Origin of the sequence: Halorhabdus rudnickae (assembly GCF_900880625.1) — an archaeon.
Classification (GTDB): domain Archaea; phylum Halobacteriota; class Halobacteria; order Halobacteriales; family Haloarculaceae; genus Halorhabdus; species Halorhabdus rudnickae.
This window is the reverse complement of record NZ_CAAHFB010000006.1, coordinates 381,421-388,765: the sequence shown is the minus strand read 5'-3', so window position 1 is coordinate 388,765 and position 7,345 is coordinate 381,421. Positions and strand designations below refer to the sequence as shown.

Genomic DNA, 7,345 nt, shown 5'->3' with positions numbered 1-7,345 from the left:
GGTGGTGGGGGTGGGCGACAAGGCGCTCTTGAGAGTGCCCAGTTGTGCCGCCGGTGGCGAGAGATTCCTTCGACCGACACTGGGACTGTGCCCGTACCACGACGACCAACAAGCGTTTCATCGACCCCCCGGGATCTGGGGGCTATTGCCGGTCGACAGAAATCTCGATGTGTAAACCGTGTTATTGCCAGGGTAAGGCCGGTGAATCGGCCATGGTTTCAGATGGACCCTCGTGGGGTTGAAGCAGTGGCTCTGTCGTCTGTGCAGACGCGGCCCCCGCGGTTTCAGATGGACCCTCGTGGGGTTGAAGCATCAGTTCCGGCCACAGTTCCTTCACGGCAGCACGGTTTCAGATGGACCCTCGTGGGGTTGAAGCCGTTGGTTGCCATGGGTTCTGCGTGTTGCTTGGAACCGTTTCAGATGGACCCCTTGTGGGGTTGAAGCAAGCGGGAGGTGCTACGGAACGAAAAGACCGGGAACAAGTTTCAGACACGCTCTTGTGCGAACTTACACACCCGCGACCCACGTGATACTCGGCCTCCCGCGGCTGGGCTTTGCGACCGTGTAAGGGTCCATCAGCGAGCGCGTATAATACGGCGGACACGTCCCCATCGTGAGCGTGGCTTCGAGCGTCCACGCGTTGTGCGGGCCAACAGCAGGCGCGAGGGCGTCGACGCCCGCGCAACGCGGATGCGCTTCGATCGCGGCGGCCGCGTTGTTGACACGCTCGCGTGTTCGACGGTACAGGGACTCATCGATGGGGCTCCAGCAGATGACTGGCGGCGAGAATCGAGATCGTCAGCATGATCCCGGCGTCGGGTCCTTGGACGAGGTAGACTGCAGCCGGGCCGTACAGCGCCGCCGCGACGAGCACGACGACCCTGACGCGGTCGCGGACGGTCGCGTTCATGCGTCGACCTCCACGGTGCGGGCTTCGACTCGTCTCCTTCACATCCCTCGTGCCGCATTTGTGACTCACGGATTTGTTCGTCGCAAAATGCTCCGGCAGGGATTTGAACCCTGGTCCTTGCCGTGAGAGGGCAAGATGATTGGCCGGACTACACCACCGGAGCGCATCCAAACGTTGCGAGGAGACGGGTTTAACGATTCCGCTTTCGATCGGTTACGGCAGGCGGTCTCAGGGTTCCTCGTCGTCGAGATCCTCGAACGGCGACCGCGCGGCTTCGGGTTCGGATCCCGGTAGGCTGATGATATTCTGGCGACCGACCCGGAGCTTCGTGAGCTCGCCGTCGTCTTCCATGTCGGAGAGCAGCATACTCACCTTTGATTTCGACCACTCGGTGCCATCGACGATTTCGGTCTGTTTCATCCGGCCGTCGTTGTCTTCGAGCAACTGCCGGACGCGATCCTCGTCGCTGAGCATCGCCGTCTTCATCTCTTCGCTCGCGTCCGTCGCGACGGTCTCGTCGGAACCCTCCCCCGAGTCACTCTCGTCAGTGGCGACCGAGCCATCCTCGCCCGTTTCGAGATATCCGTTCACCCACGCTGCGACGACGACCCCCAGCGCGACCAGCGCCAGCGCCGCGACTGTCACCAGCATTCCGATCCCCGTCGAGGTGTCACCGGCGGCCGTGGTCGTCTGGTCCGTCTCGGCCCCGCCAGTCCCATCCGAACCAGCGTCCGTTACGTCGGTCGAAACCGTTGGTCCGTCCCCCTCGTTCGACTCCGTTCGGACCGCCGAAGCAGGCTGGAACGAAACAGCTGGTCGCCGATCACCGAACGACCGCTCGCCCGTCCAGGCGACCCACTCGCTGTCCGAAAGCGCCGACACAGAGGTGTTCGTCGGCGTCGGATCGACTGTTTCGAAGGCGAGACCCGGGCCGGCGACGAATCGCAGACGCTGATCTGACCGGATGTAGATGCCACCTTCGAAGACGTCGCTGATGCGTAGGCCGCCCCCGTCGCGTTGCTGCCCGAAGTTCGTCCACGTGAAAGACATCTCGACGATGCCGGTGTTACCGAGTGGTCTCACACGCGCGTCACGACTGAACGCCGTCGCGTTCATCGGCCGACCAGTGACGTTGCTACCGGAGCGAGTCAGCGCCTGGGCCTGTTCGCGGAACTCCCGATAGAGGGCCGTCTCGTTCGTCCGGAAGTCGGCTGCGAACCCCTCGAAGTTCGACTCCTCCGTCTCGTTTTCGAGCAGGCGCGTGTACCGGAACGTCCACCTGGCCGACCCGTTCTCGAAGGCTCGAATGCTGAACAGCGTCCGATCGAAGTCCCCTGCCGTTCGTTGGAACAACGCCGACTGGCCCTCCGCCGACTCCACTCGGTCGGCGAGGTGGTTCGTCCCCTCTGTATGCTCCTGTGCCAGTGGGGGAGTAGACGCCGCCCCGCCGATCGTGGCCGCGATCGGCACCACGACGAACCCGACGATGACCAGTAGGAGACCAACTGCAGCTACCCGTCGGGACATCTACCTGAGATACATCCCACGCCGCCATAAAAGGACTGCGACTGGCCCGTGGTCAGCCAGTCCGAGATCGCCACCTGGAGTCTTCGATCAGCGCACACCCGGAATACCACTTGGAGCCGTCGATCAGCGTCCGATTCCTTCCGCGAGCACCTCGATCGGGTGTGGTGGATCGTCGTTCGCCACTTCGCCTTCGCCGATCTGGTGGCGACAGGAGGCACCTGGGGCGATCACGCGTTCGCCGTGGCTGTCCTCGATCTGATCGAAGAGGACTCCGGCGACTGCCTGACTGAGCGAGTAGTGTTCGGCTTCGTAGCCGAACGACCCTGCCATCCCACAACAGCCACTGTCGAGGTGGTCGACGTCGAACCCGACGCGATCCAGGACCGACGAAGTGTGGTGGTCCTTCTTGACGGCCTTCTGCTGGCAGTGGCCGTGATACGTCAGCGACTCGCTCCCGGCCTCGACTGGGAGTTTCTCGACCAGCCCCTCCGTCTCGAGGTACTCGAAGACGCCGTAGCTGTTCTTGGCGACTGCCTCGACGTCCCCACCCGCGAGTAGGTCGAGGTAGTCCAGTTGGAACATCACTGCGACAGAGGGCTCGACGCTGACGACATCCCAGCCGTCGGCCACGCGTGGCGCGAGGGCGTCGACGTTCTCGCGGGCGTGGTCTTTCGCCTTGTCGAGAAAGCCCTTCGAGTGGGCCGCCCGGCCGCTGTCGGTCACCTCGGCAGGCACCTCGACGTGGACGCCGGCCGCCTCCAACACTTCGACGGCGGCCTTACCCGCCTGTGGCCGGTTGTAATTCGAGAAGGAGTCCGGGAACAGCAAGACCTTCCGGTCGGCTTCCGCTTCGGGCACTTGCGGACCGCGTTCCGCGAACCAGTCGACGAACGTTTCCCGGTAGAAGGTGGGGAACTCCCGTTCGCGAGCGATCCCGAGCACTTTCTCCTGGATAATCCCGGTCCCGGGCAGTCGCTGGGCCCAGTTCGAGACGGGGGCGAGTGCACTCCCGAGCGGGAACAGTCGGTCGACGTTTGCGAAGAGTTTGTCCCGGAGGCTCGAACCGTGTTCCTGGTGGTGCTGGTGGACGACTTCGGCTTTGAGTTTGGCCATGTCCACCTCGCTGGGACAGTCCTTCGCACAGCCTTTACAGCCGATACAGAGGTCAAGAACCTCGGTGACGAACTCTTCGTCGGTGACGTCGTCCGGGAGGTCACCACTCATGGACTGGCGAAGCATGTTCGCCCGCCCACGCGTCGAGGTGATTTCCTCTTCGCTCGCTCGGAAGGTCGGACACATCACGCCGCCGGTGGTGTCCTGGGGACCGCGACACCCACCACAGCCGTGACAGAGTTCGACCATGCCCTGTATACCGTTGTCGTTGTCCCAGTTGAGCGTGGGCTCGAACCCGAGGTCGAAGTCGTACTCCGGACTGAACCGGAGGTTCTCGGTCATGTCGTGGTCGCCACAGATGTTGCCCGGGTTGAGCAACCAGTCGGGGTCGAAGGCAGTCTTCAACTCCTCGAAGGTCTCCCAGAGATCATCGCCGTAGAGCTTGCGGTTGAACTGCGACCGGGCGCGGCCGTCGCCGTGCTCGCCGGAGACGCTGCCGCCGTACTCGACGACGAGGTCGGTCGCTCCCTTGGCGATCGCCTCGAACTGCTCGATGCCCTCTGTGGTCTTCGTGTTGACCAGCGGCCGGATGTGCAGACACCCTGGGCCGGCGTGCGCGTAGAAGGCTGCGAACGTCCCGACGTCCTCCAGGAGGTCCTGGAAGTCCGCGACGTACTCGGGGAGGTTCTCCGGTGGGACGGCGGTGTCCTCGATGAAGCTGATGTGTTTCTCGTCGGTCGTCCGACCCAGCAGGATCGGGTTCCCACTCTTGCGGAGCTTCCAGAATCGCTTTCGTTCGTCGTCAGCGTGGGCCTCCTGGGCGGCGAAGGCGTAGTGTGGTTCGTCCGTGATCTCACTGGCACCGTCAGTGGGTTCGAGTTCGCTATTGCCGTCTGGCAGTCGGTCGGCGATCAGGTCGGCGACTTTCTGTCTACCTTCCTCGTCGCTGTCGGCGTAGAACTCGACTAAGAGCATCGCGCCGGTGCCCTCGGGCACCATCTCCGCAACGAGAGGACCGAACTCTTCGGTCTTGCCGGCGAGTTCCAGCAGTGTGTCGTCGAGCACCTCAAGCGCCGAGGGATCGTGTTCGAGGATGATCGAGACGTCCTCCATCGCGTCGATGAGATCCTCGTAGGCCAGCAGGGCGATAGACTTCGTCTCGGGGACCGGTTCCAGGGAGACCTCGGCCTCGGTGATCACCGCGAGAGTCCCCTCGCTGCCGGCCAACAGGCGGGCGAGGTTGACCGTCCCGTCTTCGGCTTCGTCGATCAGTCGGTCCAGGTTGTATCCCGAGACGTTCCGTTTCAGATCCGGAAAGCGCTCCTCGACCGTCTCGGCCTCTTCCTCGACGATTCGGGCGACTTCGGCGTAGATTTGGGCTTCGAGGTCGCCCTGGGGATCCGCGCGGTCCTCAAGCTCATCGAGGGTGACTTCGCCGAACTCCGTGACGGTCCCGTCGGCAAGGACGACTTCGCAGGACTCGACGTAGGCGTCGGTCTTGCCGTACTTCAGCGAGTGCGAACCAGTCGAATTGTTGCCGATCGCGCCAGCGACGGCGCTCTTGTCGCCGTAGGCGGGATCCGGGGCGAACTTGAGGTCGTGCTCGGCGAACGCCGCGTTCATGTCGCCGATGTACGTCCCGGCCTGGACCCGAGCCCGGGCGTCTTCGGGGTCCGTCTCGAGGACGCTGTCCATGTAGCGGCTGAAATCCAGGACGACGGCCTCGTTGACTGTCTGGCCCGCGAGGCTGGTCCCTCCACCCCGGGGCAGGACCGGGATCTCCCGCTCGGCGCAGTATTTGACGACGTTTGCCACGTCCTCGGTCGACTTCGGGAAGACAACGCCGATCGGCAACACCTCGTAGGCACTGGCGTCCGTGGCGTATAGCTCTCGGGAGTACTCGTCGAAACGGACGTCCCCCGCGATACGATCGCGGAGGTCGGCGACCAGCCCCGGCCGCTGGACCTCCTCGGAGACGTAATCGTAGTCCGCGCGGTCGTCAGTGGCCGGGTCCGCGTGTTCCGGGACCCCCGGTCCGACCTGGTTACTCGTTCCCATGGGCATATCCTACGACCCAACCGAGATTAATGTCACGCTCCGCTGACGGTCGACTGGAATGACCGACTGGACTCGTTTTCGGTGACGCTGTGGCGGATGCACCGTTCAGATTGGTCTCGGACGTTCGGACCGGGATGTCGAGATCGATGTCCGGAAGCACGTCAATCGGGGGCTGGCCTCGGACCGTCCTCGGTGAGCGGCTCTCCGCCAGTCCCATCCGTCTCGCCGATGACGGCCTCCTTCCAGGTGCCGCGGGTGAACCACAGCGTCGCGACGATCCCGCCGAGGATGTCACCGGCTGCGAAGCCGATCCAGATCCCGAGCGGGCCAAGCGGCCCCGGATCGACCGCCAGCAGGTACACCAGCGGGACGCGACCGAGCCACAGCGCGATGATCGAGAGCACCATCGCAATACGGGTGTTACCCGCCCCGCGGAAGGCTCCAAGCATGACCTGGAACAGGCCCATGAAGCCAAATTCGAAGGCCCGAACCTGGAGGTACGTCGCCGCAAAGGCCAACGTGATGGCCGCATCTTCGGTCCCCGTCGAGAGGAACACGCCGACGATGGGTTTCGGGAAGACGAACGCGACGACCGCCGCGATCAACAGGATGCCAACAGCGACCTTCGCGGCAAGCCAGGTCGCCCGTTCGGCCCGGTCTGGCTTTTCGGCCCCAAGGTTCTGGCCGACCATCGTGTTGGTCGCCCGTCCCAGCCCCATCGACGGGAGGAATACGATCGTTCCGATCCGGTTGGTCAGTCCGTAGGCCGCGACGACGGCAGGCGAGAACATCGACACCATTGCCGTCATCGTGATCATGCCGAGTGCGGCGGCAGACTGCTCGGCCGTCGTCGGTAGTCCCAGGTCGACGAGGTCACGGATGACGTCCAGGTCCGGGCGGAGGTGTTCAAGCCGGACGTCCGGTCCGAACCCGCGGAAGAACAGGAGACCGATTCCGACGACAGCACCCAATCCGCGCGTCGAGACCGTCGCGATGGCGGCTCCTTCGATCCCGAGACCGCTGAACGACGTCAGCTCGGCGAGAGTCGCCCCGATCGCGTCGAGACCAGGCAGGGCGAACAGCGGATTGCCGGCGAATCCAAAGATGAGGATCGGGTCGATAATCACGTTTAGCCCCACGCTACCGGCCATGACGTACATCGGTGTCCGCGTGTCGCCGTACCCGCGCATGACCGTCGAGAAGACGAAGAATGCGAACAGAAACGGCAAGCCCAGATAGAAGACCTCCATGTAGTCGTTGGCCATCGGGATGATCCGTGCGGCCGTGTCCGGGCTGGAGGGCAGCAGTGCGAGCAACTGATCCGAGAGGAGATATCCCACGACCCCCAGCACGACCGCCATCCCGACGACGAAGATGAACTGGTTACCAGTCACCCTCCCTGCCGAGCCCTCGCTGTCGGCGCCGGTGTACTGGGCGACCAGGATCGCCCCCGCGGAGTTGAACCCGCCGGCGATCGAGATAAACAGGAATATCAGGGGCCAGGCGATGCTCAGCGCGCCGACCGCGTCGGCCGAATAATGGCCGAGCCAGATGGTATCAGTCACGTTGTACGCGACGTTCAGCAGTTGAAAGACCACCAGCGGCCACGCAATGGCCAGCATCGGGCGCACGAGTGCCCCTTCCGTGATGCTATCCGTCGTCTCCGTCTTTTCCACGAAGAAAAAGTTCAGCCGCTGTAGTTTAATACTCTTCGGATACCGCTCCGTTCGGACGTTG

Annotated in this window: 4 protein-coding genes and 1 tRNA gene; all 5 read right to left on the bottom strand. The window is 63.7% G+C overall.

What is annotated here, in order from left to right:
• Positions 1-751: 751 nt before the first annotated feature.
• The 5 genes from BN2694_RS17315 to BN2694_RS16875 all read right to left on the bottom strand — a co-directional run bounded on the left by BN2694_RS17315 (position 752) and on the right by BN2694_RS16875 (position 7,230).
• On the bottom strand, positions 752-910 hold the full coding sequence (locus tag BN2694_RS17315; RefSeq protein WP_167880083.1) for a hypothetical protein: 159 nt from the start codon (positions 908-910) through the stop codon (positions 752-754).
• A gap of 88 nt (positions 911-998) precedes the next feature.
• Positions 999-1,073, bottom strand: a tRNA-Glu gene (locus BN2694_RS16890).
• Between the two features lie 65 nt (positions 1,074-1,138).
• Entirely contained in the window at positions 1,139-2,437 is a 1,299-nt protein-coding gene (locus tag BN2694_RS16885) for a helix-turn-helix transcriptional regulator (protein WP_135667759.1), read from the bottom strand.
• Positions 2,438-2,560: 123 nt separating this feature from the next.
• On the bottom strand, positions 2,561-5,608 hold the full coding sequence (locus BN2694_RS16880; protein WP_135667757.1) for an FAD-binding and (Fe-S)-binding domain-containing protein: 3,048 nt from the start codon (positions 5,606-5,608) through the stop codon (positions 2,561-2,563).
• 161 nt (positions 5,609-5,769) lie between these two features.
• Positions 5,770-7,230: an MATE family efflux transporter gene (locus BN2694_RS16875; RefSeq protein ID WP_135667790.1), complete on the bottom strand. Its 1,461-nt coding sequence runs from the start codon at positions 7,228-7,230 to the stop codon at positions 5,770-5,772.
• Between the last annotated feature and the right edge of the window lie 115 nt (positions 7,231-7,345).